This window comes from Streptomyces sp. Je 1-79 (genome assembly GCF_025195125.1).
Taxonomy (GTDB): domain Bacteria; phylum Actinomycetota; class Actinomycetes; order Streptomycetales; family Streptomycetaceae; genus Streptomyces.
Genome location: NZ_JAMGSL010000008.1, coordinates 228,008 through 242,851, shown reverse-complemented (window position 1 = coordinate 242,851; position 14,844 = coordinate 228,008). Strand labels below are relative to the sequence as shown.

The 14,844-nt window shown below is 71.6% G+C and carries 11 protein-coding genes; 9 read left to right on the top strand and 2 right to left on the bottom strand.

Annotation, left to right across the window (positions count from 1 at the left end):
• Positions 1 to 8 precede the first annotated feature (8 nt).
• Complete coding sequence (locus M5362_RS18610) at positions 9 to 1,754, bottom strand: beta-galactosidase family protein (RefSeq protein ID WP_260228705.1); 1,746 nt, start codon at positions 1,752 to 1,754, stop codon at positions 9 to 11.
• Positions 1,755 to 1,838: 84 nt separating this feature from the next.
• On the opposite strand from M5362_RS18610, the gene M5362_RS18605 reads away from it, so the two are divergent.
• From M5362_RS18605 to M5362_RS18580, 6 genes are all read left to right on the top strand, one after another.
• Positions 1,839 to 2,726 (top strand): AraC family transcriptional regulator, encoded by an 888-nt coding sequence (locus tag M5362_RS18605; protein ID WP_260228704.1) that lies wholly within the window; start codon positions 1,839 to 1,841, stop codon positions 2,724 to 2,726.
• A gap of 11 nt (positions 2,727 to 2,737) precedes the next feature.
• Positions 2,738 to 3,046: a chorismate mutase gene (locus M5362_RS18600; RefSeq protein WP_260228703.1), complete on the top strand. Its 309-nt coding sequence runs from the start codon at positions 2,738 to 2,740 to the stop codon at positions 3,044 to 3,046.
• 90 nt (positions 3,047 to 3,136) lie between these two features.
• Positions 3,137 to 4,138 (top strand): asparaginase, encoded by a 1,002-nt coding sequence (locus M5362_RS18595; protein ID WP_260228702.1) that lies wholly within the window; start codon positions 3,137 to 3,139, stop codon positions 4,136 to 4,138.
• A gap of 77 nt (positions 4,139 to 4,215) precedes the next feature.
• Entirely contained in the window at positions 4,216 to 6,708 is a 2,493-nt protein-coding gene (pepN, locus tag M5362_RS18590) for an aminopeptidase N (protein ID WP_260228701.1), read from the top strand.
• A 115-nt stretch (positions 6,709 to 6,823) separates the two neighbouring features.
• A complete protein-coding gene (locus tag M5362_RS18585) occupies positions 6,824 to 8,239 on the top strand; it encodes an aminotransferase class V-fold PLP-dependent enzyme (RefSeq protein WP_260228700.1) in 1,416 nt (471 codons plus the stop codon).
• Positions 8,236 to 9,648, top strand: a complete 1,413-nt coding sequence (locus M5362_RS18580) for a lysine N(6)-hydroxylase/L-ornithine N(5)-oxygenase family protein (RefSeq protein ID WP_260228699.1) — start codon at positions 8,236 to 8,238, stop codon at positions 9,646 to 9,648. Before M5362_RS18585 ends, M5362_RS18580 begins: the two co-directional genes overlap by 4 nt.
• Positions 9,649 to 9,658: 10 nt before the next feature.
• On the opposite strand, the gene M5362_RS18575 is transcribed toward M5362_RS18580, so the two are convergent.
• Positions 9,659 to 11,458: a bifunctional UDP-sugar hydrolase/5'-nucleotidase gene (locus M5362_RS18575; RefSeq protein WP_260228698.1), complete on the bottom strand. Its 1,800-nt coding sequence runs from the start codon at positions 11,456 to 11,458 to the stop codon at positions 9,659 to 9,661.
• Positions 11,459 to 11,593: 135 nt separating this feature from the next.
• Between M5362_RS18575 and M5362_RS18570 the strand changes: the two genes are divergently transcribed.
• From M5362_RS18570 to M5362_RS18560, 3 genes are all read left to right on the top strand, one after another.
• Positions 11,594 to 12,265, top strand: coding sequence for an SIMPL domain-containing protein (locus M5362_RS18570; RefSeq protein ID WP_308354885.1), 672 nt, complete (start codon positions 11,594 to 11,596; stop codon positions 12,263 to 12,265).
• Positions 12,266 to 12,398: 133 nt separating this feature from the next.
• Positions 12,399 to 13,835: a pyruvate kinase gene (pyk, locus tag M5362_RS18565; RefSeq protein ID WP_260228696.1), complete on the top strand. Its 1,437-nt coding sequence runs from the start codon at positions 12,399 to 12,401 to the stop codon at positions 13,833 to 13,835.
• Between the two features lie 53 nt (positions 13,836 to 13,888).
• Positions 13,889 to 14,842 carry a DUF4331 domain-containing protein gene (locus tag M5362_RS18560; RefSeq protein WP_260228695.1) on the top strand — a complete coding sequence of 318 codons (954 nt, stop codon included), beginning with the start codon at positions 13,889 to 13,891 and terminating at the stop codon, positions 14,840 to 14,842.
• The last annotated feature ends 2 nt before the right edge of the window (positions 14,843 to 14,844 follow it).

The following is a 14,844-nucleotide window of genomic DNA, read 5'->3' as shown; positions in this document are numbered from 1 at the left end:
CCCGACCCTCACACAAGCCGCACCGACGTCCCCGCCCCGCCCTCCAGTTCGAGGACCCACACCTCGTTGGTGCCCTCCCGCAGCACCGGGCCCGGGACGAACAGCGAATCCTGCGGGCCCACACCCCAGTACCGGCCCAGACAGAAGCCGTTCACCCACACGAAGCCCCGCGTCCCGCCCGGCAGCGACAGCGCCGCGTCACCCGGCCCGGACACCTCCACGACCGCCCGGTAGAGCCCCGGCAGCGACCCGGAGGACAGCGGCCCGAACGGCACCTTCGCCACCGACGCCGCCTCGAAGGCGTCCAGACGCAGCCCCCGGGCCCGCACCCCGTGCAGAAACTGCCGCTCGTGCAGGACCCCGCCCGTGATCCCCTTCGGCTCCGCCTGCCGCGGCCCGTAGTTGACCCGCCCCAGGGACTCCACCCACAGCTCCACCACCGCCGGCCCCGCCACCGGCTCCGGCAGCACCGCCTCCTCCGCCGTCAGGACCCCGGCCCGCACCCCGTCGACGTACACCACCGCACGGTCGCGCAGCCCCGAGACACCGAGCGGATACGGCTGCCGCGGCCCGGGGACCTCCAGGCGGTACCGCACCAGACCCCGGTCCACCCCCAGCTCCTCGAAGGTCGGCGGCAGCGGCGTGTCCGACTCCTCGTCGCCGAGGACCTCCAGGACCTCCGCGAGCGGCGCCCACTGCGCCAGGGCGGCCTCCACCGGCCCGGCGATCCGCCGCGGCGGCTCCGGCACCTCGGGCAGCGGCCCCTCCGCGTACTCCGCGAGCACCTCACGGAACCGCCAGTACTTCTCCGTCGGCAGCCCCGCCTCGTCCACCGGAGCGTCGTAGTCGTACGAGGTCACCGTCGGCCGCAGCCCGCCCACATGCAGCTCACCGGCCCGGTTCGCCCCCGCCCAGCCCGCGAAGTTCGTCCCTCCGTGCGCCATGTAGAGGTTCACCGACGCCCCGCACTCCAGGATCTCCCGCAGCGTCGCCGCCGCGTCCGCCGCGTCCCGTACGCAATGCTCCGTACCCCAGTGGTCGAACCAGCCGCACCAGAACTCCATGCACATCAGCGGCCCCGACGGCCGGTGCCGCCGCAGCGCCGCGAACGCCTCCCGCGCCTGCGAACCGAAGTTCGCCGTCGCCAGCACCCCCGGCACCGACCCGCCCGTCAGCATGTGGTCCTCCGGACCGTCCGAGGTGAACAGCGGCACCTCCACCCCGCAGTCGAGCAGCAGATCCGCGATCCGGCGCAGATACCCCTGGTCCGAGCCGTAACTCCCGTACTCGTTCTCCACCTGGACCATGACCACCGGACCGCCACGCCCGACCTGCCGCTCCACCACCTGCGGCAGCAGCCGGCGGAACCAGCGCTCCACATGAGCCAGATACTCCGCGTCGTCCGTCCGCACCCGCCGCCCCAGAGGCCCCGTCAGCCAGTGCGGCAGCCCGCCGTTCTCCCACTCGGCGCAGATGTACGGACCCGGCCGCACGATCGCCCACATCCCGGCCCGCTCCACCGCGTCCAGGAACCGCCCCAGCGCGTCCACGTCCCCGTGACGGCCCGGCTCCGGCTCGTACAGATTCCACGGAACGTACGTCTCGACACAGTTGAGCCCCATCGCGCGCAGCATCCCCAGGCGATGGCCCCACTGCTCCTCGTGCACCCGGAAGTAGTGCAGCGCCCCCGACAGCAGCCGCACCGGCCGGCCGTCCAGAAGAAAGTCCTCGTCACCCACAGTGAACCTGCTCATGACCTCACCCTCGCCCTCTGGCGGCGGGCCGGTCCATGGACAAAGATCGTCGCTGTTTGGACGGAAGAAAGGCAGGTACGGCGGATGTACCACACCTGGATGCGCTACTTCACACCCAGCCCGGTCCACCACCGCCTCGGGCTCGTCTGCCTCGGTGTCGGACTCCAGCACGGCGCCCTGCCCACCGTCGGCCCGCGCACGCTCGACCACCACGTGGCCGTCGTCGTCAGCGCCGGCGGCGGCTGGTACCGGGGCACCGACGGACGCCGCACCGCCATCACGGCACCCGCCCTGATCTGGCTCACCCCCGGCGTACCCCACCACTACTCCGCCGACCCCGGCACCGGCTGGGACGAGGCCTTCGTCGACTTCGCCGGCCCCGCCACCACCACCTACACCGAACTCGGCTACATCGAACCCGACCGGCCCGTCGTCCCCCTCTCCGACGCCACCGCCCCCCGCGCCGCCATCGGCCGCATCGCCCGCGCCGCCCGCCGCGGCAACCCCCTCCTGGAGGTCGAGACCGGCGCCGCCGTCCACGAACTCCTCGTCGCCCTGCGCCGCGCCCGCGCCGACACCAACGCCGACGGCGACCCCGTCCTCACCGCCCTCGCCCGCGACGCCTTCCAGCCGCTGTCCGTGGCCGAACACGCCGCCCGCCACGGCATGACCCAGACCGAACTGCGTACCGCCGTCCGCCGCGCCGCCGGCTGCAGCCCCAAGGACTACCTGCTCACCATCCGGCTCGGCCGCGCCAAGGAACTCCTCGCCGCCACCGAACTTCCCGTCGCCGCCGTCGCCCGCCGCGTCGGCTACGACGACCCCGCCTACTTCTCCCGGCTCTTCACCCGCAGGGTCGGCACCGCCCCCGTCCGCTTCCGCGAACAACAGGGCCGGACCGTCCCCGGAGGCTGGAGCACCCGGATCCCGGATCCCGAACACCCGCCGACGATCGCCTCCCGACCCGTCTAAGCTCGCTGCTCATGAGCGAGATCGACGAGTCCGTCACCACGGAACTGACCAGGCTGCGCGAAAGCATCGACAACATCGACGCGGCGGTCGTCCACATGCTCGCCGAACGCTTCAAGTGCACCCAGCAGGTCGGCGTCCTCAAGGCCAGACACCAGCTGCCGCCCGCCGACCCGGCGCGCGAGTCCCGCCAGATCGCCCGGCTGCGCGAACTGGCCGAGAGCGCGAAGCTGGACCCGGCGTTCGCGGAGAAACTCCTGAACTTCATCATCGCGGAGGTCATCCGCCACCACGAGACGATCGCGGACGGAGCACAGGGGTGAGCCGGCACGGCGGACGGGCCACGGCGACGGACGGAGCACAGGGATGACCCGGCACGGCGGACGGGCCACGGCGACGGACGGAGCACAGGGATGACCCGCGTCACGCTCTTCACCCTCGGCGGGACCATCTCCGCACGCGGCGGCGACGCCAGCCGCATGACCGGAGCCGAGGTCCTCGCCGGGCTCGGCGTCACCGACACGGCCGACGGCCTCGACGTCGAACTGCGCGACTTCCGCCGCCTCCCCAGCTCCTCCCTCACCTTCGACGACCTCGCCGCCCTCGCCCACGAGGTCCGCCAGACCGTCGCCGCCGGCTCCGGCGTCGTCGTGGTCCAGGGCACCGACACCCTGGAGGAGACCGCCTTCCTCCTCGACCTGCTCTGCGAGACCGGCAGGCCCGTCGTCGTCACCGGCGCCATGCGCCGCCCCGACCTCCCCGGCGCCGACGGCCCGGCCAACCTGGCCGCCGCGATCGCCGTCGCCGCCGACCCCGGCTGCGCCGGCCTCGGCGTCCTGGTCGTCCTCGCCGACGAGATCCACGCCGCCCGCCTCGTCCGCAAGACCCACACCACCTCCGTCGCCACCTTCGCCTCCCCGGGCGCGGGACCCCTCGGCACCGTCGTCGAGGGCGAGCCGCGCGTCCTGCTGCGCCCCACCGGCACCAGCGCCATCCACCCCCTCCGCTTCGACCCGGCCGTACGCGTCGCCCTCGTCACCCTCTCCCTCGGCGACCGCGGCGAACTCCTCGAAGCGGTCGACTCCCGCTTCGACGGCCTCGTCGTCGCCGCCTTCGGCGCCGGACACGTCCCGGCCTGGCTCGTCGAACCCCTGGAGCGGCTCGCCACCCGCATCCCCGTCGTCCTCGCCTCCCGCACCGGCGCCGGCGCCACCCTCACCCGTACCTACCGCGGCCCCGGCTCCGAACACGACCTCCTGCACCGCGGCATCGTCCCCGCCGGCCCGCTCGACCCCGCCAAGGCCCGCCTCCTCCTCCACGCCCTCCTCTCCACCGGAGCCAAGAGCCCCACCGGCTACGACCGCCCCGGCATCACCGCGGCCTTCACCCACGTCACGGGCACCGGCCTCGCCTGACCCGCCCGACGACATGACGCTGAGCTCTCAGCGGAACCCCCGTGCCCCACCGCAGCGCCATCGGGCAGCATGGGCCCATGCCCGTACTGACGCGCGACGAAGCGCAGACCCGTGCCCAGCTCCTCGACGTCCGGCACTACACGGTCGACCTCGACCTCACCACCGGCGACGAGACCTTCGAATCCACCGTCGTGATCCGGTTCACCGCCCGGACCGCGGGGGACACGTTCGTCGAGCTGAAGCCCGTCACGCTCCACTCCCTCCTCCTCGACGGCGAGCCCCTCGACCCCGCGTCCCTGGACGACAACCGGGTCCCGCTCAGCCTCACGGAGGGCGAGCACGAGCTGCGCGCCGTCACGACCATGCGGTACTCCCGCACCGGCGAGGGCATGCACCGCTTCAAGGACCCCACCGACGGCGAGTCGTACGTCTACACCCAGCTCTTCATGGAAGACGTCCAGCGCGTCTTCGCCGCCTTCGACCAGCCCGACCTCAAGGCCGTCTTCGAGGTCGGCGTCAAGGCCCCCGAAGACTGGACCGTCCTCGCCAACGGCATCACCGAGCAGCAGCCCGACGGCAGCTGGAAGGCCGCCGCCACCCCCCTCCTGTCCACGTACTTCGTCTGCGTCGCCGCCGGACCCTGGCACTCCGTCCGGACCGAGCACGCCGGACTGCCCTTCGCCATCCACTGCCGCCGCTCGCTCGCCCCCCACCTCGACGCCGACGCCGACGAGATCCTCGACATCACCAAGGCCTGCTTCGACCGCTTCCACGAGAAGTTCGAGGAGCCCTACCCCTTCGACTCCTACGACCAGGCCTTCGTCCCCGAGTTCAACGCCGGCGCCATGGAGAACCCGGGCCTCGTCACCTTCCGCGACGAGTTCGTCTACCGCTCCGCCGTCACCGTCACCGAACGCCAGACCCGCGCCATGGTCATCGCCCACGAGATGGCCCACATGTGGTTCGGCGACCTCGTCACCCTGCGCTGGTGGGACGACATCTGGCTCAACGAGTCCTTCGCCGAGTACATGGGCTACCAGACCGTCAACGAGGCGTGCTCCGACCGCTTCCCCGACACCTGGATCGACTTCGGCATCGAGCGCAAGGCCTGGGGCTACGACGCCGACCAGCGCCCCTCCACCCACCCCGTCGCCCCCGACCCCGACGCCGTCCCCGACACCGCCTCCGCGCTGCTCAACTTCGACGGCATCTCCTACGCCAAGGGCGCCTCCGCGCTGCGCCAGCTCGTCGCCTGGATGGGGGAGAAGGACTTCCTCGCCGGCATCAACACCCACTTCAAACGCCACCGCTTCGGCAACGCCACCCTCGCCGACTTCATCGACAACCTCGCCTCCGCGACCGACCGCGACGTCCACGCCTGGGCCGAGCGGTGGCTGCGCACCACCGGCGTCGACACCCTCACCCCCGAACTCGGCGGCGACGAGACCCGCACCACCCTCACCGTCCGCCAGGACTGCAGCCGCCCGCACCGCATCGCCGTCGGCGTCTACGACCGCGACCTCGTCGACGCCCGCCGGCTCGTCCCGCGCGAACACCTGGAGATCGACGTCCCGCAGACCGCCCCCCTCGACCTCCCAGGACCCCGCCCCGCCCTCGTCGTCCTCAACGACGGCGACCTCACCTACGCCAAGGTCCGCCTCGACGAGACCTCGCTGGAGGCCGCCGTCCGCGGCCTGTCCGGCCTCCCCGACGCGCTCACCCGCGCCCTCGTCTGGAACACCCTGCGCGACATGGTCCGCGACGGCGAACTCGCCCCCGGCGCCTACCTGGAGACGGCCCGCGCCCACCTCCCCGAGGAGCGCGACCTCGCCGTCGTGCAGGGCGTCCTCGCCTTCGCCCGCACCCAGATCGCCGACCGGTACCTCCCCGCCGAGGAACGCCCCGCCGCGCTGGCCCTGCTCACCGGCCTCGCCCGCGACCTCCTGCGCCGCACCGAGGACGGCGACAACCCCGGACTGCGCCTCACCGCCGTCCGTACGTTCATCAGCAGCGCCACCCAGCCCGACACCATCGCCGGCTGGCTCGCCGACGGGACCGTCCCCGGCGGCCCGGAGGTCGACCCGGAGCTGCGCTGGCGCATCCTCGCCCGGCTCGCCGTCCTCGGCGCCGTCGACGAGGCCGCGATCGACCGCGAGCTGGAGCGGGACCCCAGCGCCACCGGCCAGGAGGGCGCCGCCCGCTGCCGCGCCGCCCTGCCCACCCCCGAGACGAAGGCTGCCGCCTGGTCCCGCCTCTTCGACGCGGACGACCTGTCCAACTACCTGTTCACGGCCACGGCCCAGGGCTTCTGGCAGCCGGAACAGGCCGAGCTCGTACGGGAGTACGTCGCCCGCTTCTATCCGGCGGCCACCGCCCTCGGCGCCCGCCGGGGCGCCGCGATGGCGGAGGCGGCCGGCCGCTACGCCTTCCCGGCCTTCGCGATCGACCAGGAGTCCCTCTCCCTGGGCGAGTCCCACCTCACGGACCCGGACCTGACCCCCGCCCTCCATCGCAAGCTCGTCGACCAACTCGCCGACCTCCACCGAGCCCTGAAGGCCCGGAAGCGGTAGCGCGGCCGAACGACCGACGGGGGGACGGGGCGCCTGTCAAGGCCCCGTCCCCCGTTCGGGTTGCTCGGGCGACATCGTCGGACAAACCCGCAGAACCCCCGGCAGGCTCCTGCCCATGCGTGCCGATCCCGCCCCGCCCCTCGCCACCGACACCGCCGCCCTGCGCCCCCTCCTGGACACCGTCCTCGACGCGCTGGACGCCGGCGCGACCGCACGCAGCGGCCCGATCCCCGCCGGCGGCCCGGACGCCGTCACCGCCCGCGTCCGCGAGGCCCTCGGCCCGGACGCGCTCCCGGAGACCGGTACCGACCCCACCGCCATCCTCCACGCCCTCACCCGCGCCCTCGCGGAAGGCGCCGCCGACCCCGCCCACCCCCTCTGCGCCGCCCACCTCCACACCCCGCCCCTCGCGCTCGCCGCCGCCGCCGACCTCGCGGCCTGCGTACTCAACCCCTCCATGGACTCCTGGGACCAGGCCCCGGCCGCCACCGCCCTCGAAGCCCTGGTCACCGCCGAGCTGGCGCGCACCGTCTACCCCCGGGCGACCACCCCCGACACCCCCGGCCCCGACACGCCCCGCCCCGACGCCCTCGTCACCACCGGCGGCACCGAGGCCAACCAGCTCGCTCTCCTCCTCGCCCGAGAACGCCACGGCCCGGGCCACAGCCTCCAGACCGTCGTCGGCGCCAACGCCCACCACTCCTTCCACCGCGCCGCCTGGCTCCTCGGCCTCCCCGAGCCGGTGACCGTGCCCACCCCCAACGGCACCCTCGACCCCGTCGCCCTGAACGAGGCGCTCACCGACCTCCACGGCCCCCTCCTCGTCGCCGCGACCGCCGGCACCACCGACACCGGCCGCATCGACCCCCTCCCCGAGATCGCCGACCTCTGCGCCGCCCACCGCGCCGAACTGCACGTCGACGCCGCCTACGGCGGCCCCCTCCTCTTCAGCGACACCCACCGCGCGCTCCTGACCGGACTCGACCGCGCCCGTACCGTCACCCTCGACCTGCACAAACTGGGCTGGCAGCCGGTCGCCGCCGGACTCCTCGCCGTACGGGACCAGAGCGACCTCTCCGCCCTCTCCCACACCGCCGACTACCTCAACGCGACCGACGACACCGAGGCCGGCCTCCCCGACCTCCTCGGCCGCTCCCTGCGCACCACCCGCCGCCCCGACATCCTCAAGATCGCCGTCACCCTGCGCGCCCTCGGCCGCAGCGGAATCGGCGCCCTCGTCGACCGCGTCCACGACCTCGCCCAGGAACTCGCCGACCTCGTCGACAAGAGCCCCGCCCTCCAGCTGTACGAGCGGCCGACCCTGACCACCGTCCTCTTCCGGCCCACCGGCGCCGACGACACCACCGTCGCCGCGATCCGCCGCACCCTCCTCACCGAAGGGCGCGCCGTCCTCGGCCGCGCCCACGAGGACGGCCGGCTCTGGCTCAAGGCCACCCTGCTCAACCCCCACACCACCCCCGACGACCTCCGGCACATCCTGGACCTCGTGGAAGGCAGCACCGACCGATGACCGGCAGCACCCCCCAGCGCGACCTCGACGACCCCCAGGACCTGGTGGGCATCGGTATCGGCCCGTTCAACCTCTCCCTCGCCGCCCTCGCCCACGGCATCCCCGGCGGCCCCGCCGCCGCCTTCTACGAACAGAGCCCCGCCTTCCACTGGCACCCCGGCCTCCTCATCGAGGGCGCCACCCTCCAAGTCCCCTTCCTCGCCGACCTCGTGACCCTCGCCGACCCCGCCAGCCCCTGGTCGTTCCTCAACTACCTGCGCTCCCGCGACCGCCTCTTCCCCTTCTACTTCGCGGAGAAGTTCCACATCCAGCGCGCCGAGTACGACGCCTACTGCCGCTGGGTCAGCGACCAGCTCCCCGGCCTCCACTTCGGCCACCAGGTCGACGCCGTCCGCTGGAACCCCGAACGACGCCTGTTCGAGGTCGACTTCACCCAACTCGACCAGGACGGCGAGGCCGAAGCGCTGGGCCGCACGTACACCCGCAACGTCGTCCTCGGCGTCGGCACCGCGCCCTACGTCCCCGAGCCCCTCAGGCCGCTCGCCGAAGCCCCGAACGTCCCCGTCCTCCACTCCGCCGACTACCTCCACCACCGCGAGCGGCTCCTCGCCGCCGAGCACGTCACCGTCATCGGCTCGGGCCAGTCAGGCGCCGAGATCTTCCTCGACCTGCTCCGCTCCAGGCCCGCCGGGGCCGAGAAGATCCACTGGCTCGCCCGCACCGAGGCCTTCGCCCCCATGGAGTACTCCAAGCTCGGCCTGGAACACTTCACCCCCGACTACACCCGCTACTTCCACTCCCTGCCCGAGCCGGCCCGCGACGAACTCGTCCCCCGCCAGTGGCAGCTGCACAAAGGCATCGACACCGACACCATCGCCGCCATCCACGACGAGCTCTACCGGCGCACCCTCCACGGCGGCTGGCCCGACGCCGTCCTCACCCCCGGCGTCCGCGTCCGCACCGCCGGCCGCGTCGCCACCACCAAGGTCGAACTCCACCTGGAGCACGTCCGGCAGTCCACCCGCTCCCGGCTCACCACCGACGCCGTCGTCCTCGCCACCGGCTACCGCGAACGCCCCGTCGACCGGATGCTCGCCGGACTCGACCCCTACCTCCGCCACGACTCCGCCGGACGGGCCAGGATCGACGACGAGTACCGGCTCGTCCTCGACGACCCCGTCACCGGATCCGTCTACGTACAGAACGCCGAGAAGCACACCCACGGCGTCGGCGCCCCCGACCTCGGCCTCGCCGCCTGGCGCAGCGCCACCATCCTCAACTCGCTCACCGGCAAGGAGCCCTACCCCCTGCCGCGCCGCACCGCCTTCACCAGCTTCGGGCTGGAACGGCGAGAGGCGCCACGCGTCCCGGCCCAGGGCCAGGCGCTGACGCCCCTCACACAGAGCTGAACCCGCGGGCTCAGAACACCGGCACACCGTCCCGGGTCAGCTTCCAGTCCACCGACGCGAACTGCCCCGGGTCGACCGACCCCTTCGCCTTCACCCACTGGATGATCGTGTTACGGATCTCGTCCGAGTTCGCCCACAACTGCTGGGCGTTCGCGACGTGCGGGAACGCGCCGCCACCGCTGGCCCGGTAGTTGTTCACGGCGAGCACGAACTGCCCGGCCGGGTCGATCGGGCTGCCACCGAAGGACAGGTTCACGATCCGCGAGCCCGCCGGCCTGGCGATGTCGATCTCGTACGTCACCCCGTACACGGCGTCGTAGTTGTAGTCCGGCGTCCCGTCCGCGTTCGTCAGCTTCGCCGTGTCCACCGGCGCACCCGCCGGGGTCTGCACGTAGTACCGCGCCGAGAACTCCAGATAGTCCTTCACCTGCGCCCCCGTCAGAAGACGCGCCTCCAGAGTGTTCTCGAAGACGTACAGCCCGGCCGCGTCACGGATGGTGACCTGCCCGGCCGGGATCGCCGCCGTACGGGAGAAACAGGACGCCTGCGACAGCACCGGCAGAGCCGCGTAGGCGCCACCGGCCAGCGCCTCCCGCACCGTCTCCGCCTGGACGTGGTTGATCAGGTCGATGATCGGCTCGTCCTTCCACGGCGCGTCGGCCGTGGCCATCCTCGCGGTGGAGGTCCCGATCACCTGGTTGACGTACGCGACGACCTTCTCGTGCTCGTCCGCGAGGAGACCGACGATCTTCGGGTCCTCCTCCACCGCGTTGGAGTTCAGCACCTGGGCCGCCACCTTCTCGACCACCCAGCGGCCCTTCTCCCACACCAGGTCGAAGTCGAAGAGCGTGAGCCGCTGACCCCACTTGAGCGGCTCGGACAACACGACGTCCTTGCCCGTCGCCTTGTTCTTCACCCGGTACTCGGGGATCTCGGTGTGCGCGTGCCCCACCAGGATCGCGTCGATCCCCGGCACCTGCTCGGCGACCAGACCGGCCGCGTTCTCGACGTGCGGCAGCTGGTCACCGTACGACGACGTACCGCTGGAACCGCTGTGCGCCGACACCACCACCACGTCCGCACCCATCGACCGCAGCTTCGGCACCCACTTCGCCGCCTGCTCCTCCAGACCGGGGAAGACCATCCTGCCGCTGACGTTCGCCTTGTCCCAGATCGCGATGCCCGGATTGGTCAGACCGAGGACCGCGACCCTCACATCCCGGCCGCACGGGGTCCGCAGCCGGTGCATGCTGTACGGCGGGAACGCCGGCCGCAGCGTCTTCGCGTCGAGTGCGTTCGCACCGAGCAGAGGGAAGTCGCACTGCTCCTCGAACTTCCGCAGCACCGGTATGCCGTAGTTGAACTCGTGGTTGCCCAGCGCCGCCGCGTCGTACCCGATCGCGTTCATCGCCTGCGCCATGGGATGCACGGGACCCCGGCGCGCGGTGATCGGGTCGACCTTGGCGTAGTAGTACGACAGCTGGGTGCCCTGGATCGTGTCGCCGGCGTCGATGAGGAGCGTGTTCCGCCTCCCCTTCGCCTCGCGCACCTGGTCGACCAGGGTGGAGATCTTCGCCAGACCGACATCGTTGTGCGCCTTGTCGTCGAACTCCTTGTCCGTGAAGTAGTCCCAGTTGAAGACGTTGCCGTGCAGGTCGGTCGTGCCCATGACGGTGAACGAGTACCGCCTGACCCGCCCGGGACGACCCCCGTGGGCCTGCGCCGGGGCGGCCGCCACCCCCGTGGTCAGGGCGGCTCCGGCTCCGACGGCGACGGAGCTCTCCAGGAACGTCCGACGGTTCAACGGCATGTGATTCTCCTTGGTCCAGTGGCGCACAACGCGCGTAGATTCTGGCCCAACCCTCACGCCGGCAACAGACCTTTCCGATTACGGAGTGGGAAAGTGTTCGGGAGCCCAGACGCCGCCCGCACGAGGGAGCCACAAGTGACGAGCCCACACCCCACCCCGGAAGCACCCCAGGTCGCCGTCCGCGGAGAAGCCCGACTCGAAGTCGACCCCGAAGTCGCCCGCATCACCGTCACCGTCAGCGCCCGCGGCACCGACCGGGCAGCGACCCTCGCCGACCTCACCCGGCGCAACACCCTCGCCCTCGACCTCGCCAAGACCTACGGCGAAGCCGTCGAGAAACTGGAGACCGGAGCCTTCTCCATCACCCCCGAACCGGGCAAACACGGCCGCGGCGAACGAATCCGCGCCTACCACGGCACCGTCCTCCTCACCGTCGAACTCTCCGACTTCACCGCCCTCGGCGAACTCACCACCCGCCTCGCCGACCTCGACCTGACCCGCGTCGACGGCCCCTGGTGGGCACTGCGCCCCGACTCACCCGCCTACGCCGAAGCCCGCCGCACGGCCGTCGAAGAGGCGGTCCAGCGCGCCCGCGCCTACGCGACGGCGCTCGGCACCCACCTCGCCGCCCTCCTGGAACTCTCCGACACAGGACTCGTCCCCCCACCGGCCCCCCTCGGAGGAATGCGCATGGCCTTCGCGGCCGAATCCGCCGACGTACCCCCACCCCTGGACCTCGAACCCCAGCGCCAGACCGTCACGGCCGAGGTCACCGCCCGCTTCACCATGGCCCCTCCGGCCCTCTAGAAACCCCCCGAAACGCTCATCGGAGCAGACGCCCGCACAGATTCAAGACTTGTCAACAAGCTTTCACCCAAAGGTTGTTGAACAGACATGCCCACCCCCTGAACTACCCGCCGGTAAGCCCTAGGGTCGAACCATGCGCCGAGCGAAAATCGTTTGCACCCTGGGGCCCGCCACCGACTCATACGACCAGATCAAGGCACTGGTCGAGGCCGGAATGGACGTCGCCCGCTTCAACCTCAGCCACGGCACCTACGCCGAACACGAGGAGCGCTACCAGCACGTACGCAAAGCCTCCGACGAAACCGGCCGCAGCATCGGAGTCCTCGCCGACCTTCAAGGCCCGAAGATTCGCCTCGGCCGCTTCCGCGAAGGCCCCGTACTCCTTGAACGCGGCGACGACTTCACCATCACCGTCGAACCCATGGAAGGCGACGGCCGCATCTGCGGCACCACCTACGACGGACTCGCCGCCGACGTCACCGCCGGCGAACGCATCCTCGTCGACGACGGCCGCGTCACCCTCGAAGTCACCTCCGTCGACGGACCCCGCGTCCACACCCGCGTCGTCGAAGGCGGCATGGTCTCCGACCACAAGGGCCTCAACCTCCCCGGAGTCGCCGTCTCCGTCCCCGCCCTCTCCGAGAAGGACATCGACGACCTCCGCTGGGCACTGCGCACCGGAGCCGACGTCATCGCCCTCTCCTTCGTCCGCAGCGGCCGCGACATCCAGGACGTCCACCGCATCATGGACGAGGAAGGCCGCCGCCTCCCGGTCATCGCCAAGATCGAGAAACCCCAGGCCGTCGACAACATCGACGACATCGTCGCCGCCTTCGACGGCATCATGGTCGCCCGCGGCGACCTCGGCGTCGAAATGCCCCTCGAACAGGTCCCCATCGTCCAAAAGCGCGCCGTCAAACTCGCCAAGCGCAACGCCAAACCCGTCATCGTCGCCACCCAGATGCTCGACTCGATGATCGACAACTCCCGCCCCACCCGCGCCGAAGCCAGCGACGTCGCCAACGCCGTCATCGACGGCACCGACGCCGTCATGCTCTCCGGCGAGACCAGCGTCGGCAAATACCCCGTCGAAACCGTCCGCACCATGAGCCGGATCGTCGAAGCCGCCGAAGAAGACGTCCTCGCCAAAGGCCTGCCCCCACTGACCGAACGGAACAAGCCCCGCACCCAGGGCGGAGCCGTCGCCCGCGCCGCCGCCGAGATCGGCGACTTCCTCGGAGCCAAGTTCCTCGTCGCCTTCACCCAGTCCGGCGACACCGTCAAACGGCTCTCCCGCTACCGCTCACCCATCCCCCTGCTCGCCTTCACCCCCGACCCGGCCACACGCTCCCAGCTCAACCTCACCTGGGGCGTCGAGACCTTCCTCGGCCCGCACGTCGACTCCACCGACGCCATGGTCGCCCAGGTCGACGAGGAACTCCTGCGCATCGGCCGCTGCCGGAAGGGCGACATCGTCGTCATCACCGCCGGCTCCCCGCCCGGCGTCGCCGGCTCCACCAACCTCGTCCATGTCCACCACATCGGCGAGGACGACAGCCCGAAGGAGTGACCACGGCGGCCCCGTCGCACACGACCCCCGGGTCGTACCGCGAAGGTGACACCATGTCACACCACCTCAGCGGACCCCATCTGCGCTCCCCGATGGACGACGCCCGCCTGGATCTGACCGATCTCTTCGCCTTCACCGTTCCCGGCGGGCGCACCGTTCTCATCATGAACGTGAACCCCCTCGCGCCCACCGGGGGCACCGCGTTCCACCCCGACGCGGTCTACCGCATCAACGTCGACACCGACGGCGACAACCAGGCGGACATCGCCTACAGCTTCACCTTCTCCGACCCCGCGGACGACGGCGAACAGACCCTCGCCCTCCACCGCGCCACCGGAGCCGAAGCCCGCGTCCACGAAGCCGCCGGCACACCCCTCTTCACCGACGTCCCCGTCTCCTTCGGCCGCGAACTCTCCGTGACCCAGGCCGACGGCTACAAGGTCTCCGCCGGCCTGCGCAGCGACCCCTTCTTCGCCGACCTCGACGGCATCGTCGCCGACTTCACCTGGACGGGCACCGACTGGGGCGCCGACAAGAACGTCTTCGGCATCGCCCTCGAAATGCCCGACGCCGAACTCGGCGACAACCCGACGATCGGCGTCTGGGCGCGCGTCAGCCTCCACGTGGACGGCGAACTCAAGTCCGTCGACCGCGGCGCCCACCCCTCCCTCACGGCGTACTTCAACGCGGAGGAGGCCAAGGACGGCTACAACGAGGGGGAGCCGGCCGACGACTGGGCGACGTACCTCGAACCCTGGAAGGCCGCACTGGCCCACACCGGCGGCTACACCCCCGAAGCGGCGGAAGAGACCCTGCGGACGATCCTCCCGGACATCCTCCGCTACGACCGCACCAGGCCCGCCGCGTACCCCAACGGCCGCACCCTGACGGACGACGTCACCTCGGCCCGCCTCACGATGATCTCCAACGGCCAGATCACGTCGGACCACATCGGCCCCCACAAGGACCTGCTGGCGCACTTCCCCTATCTGGGAACGCCGCACTGAGC

Bases quoted from the DNA above. Each gene is read 5' to 3' on its own strand.
- M5362_RS18610 (WP_260228705.1), bottom strand. From the start codon at position 1,754: ATGAGCAGGTTCACTGTGGGTGACGAGGACTTTCTTCTGGACGGCCGG.
- M5362_RS18605 (WP_260228704.1), top strand. From the start codon at position 1,839: ATGTACCACACCTGGATGCGCTACTTCACACCCAGCCCGGTCCACCAC.
- M5362_RS18600 (WP_260228703.1), top strand. From the start codon at position 2,738: ATGAGCGAGATCGACGAGTCCGTCACCACGGAACTGACCAGGCTGCGC.
- M5362_RS18595 (WP_260228702.1), top strand. From the start codon at position 3,137: ATGACCCGCGTCACGCTCTTCACCCTCGGCGGGACCATCTCCGCACGC.
- pepN (WP_260228701.1), top strand. From the start codon at position 4,216: ATGCCCGTACTGACGCGCGACGAAGCGCAGACCCGTGCCCAGCTCCTC.
- M5362_RS18585 (WP_260228700.1), top strand. From the start codon at position 6,824: ATGCGTGCCGATCCCGCCCCGCCCCTCGCCACCGACACCGCCGCCCTG.
- M5362_RS18580 (WP_260228699.1), top strand. From the start codon at position 8,236: ATGACCGGCAGCACCCCCCAGCGCGACCTCGACGACCCCCAGGACCTG.
- M5362_RS18575 (WP_260228698.1), bottom strand. From the start codon at position 11,458: ATGCCGTTGAACCGTCGGACGTTCCTGGAGAGCTCCGTCGCCGTCGGA.
- pyk (WP_260228696.1), top strand. From the start codon at position 12,399: ATGCGCCGAGCGAAAATCGTTTGCACCCTGGGGCCCGCCACCGACTCA.
- M5362_RS18560 (WP_260228695.1), top strand. From the start codon at position 13,889: ATGTCACACCACCTCAGCGGACCCCATCTGCGCTCCCCGATGGACGAC.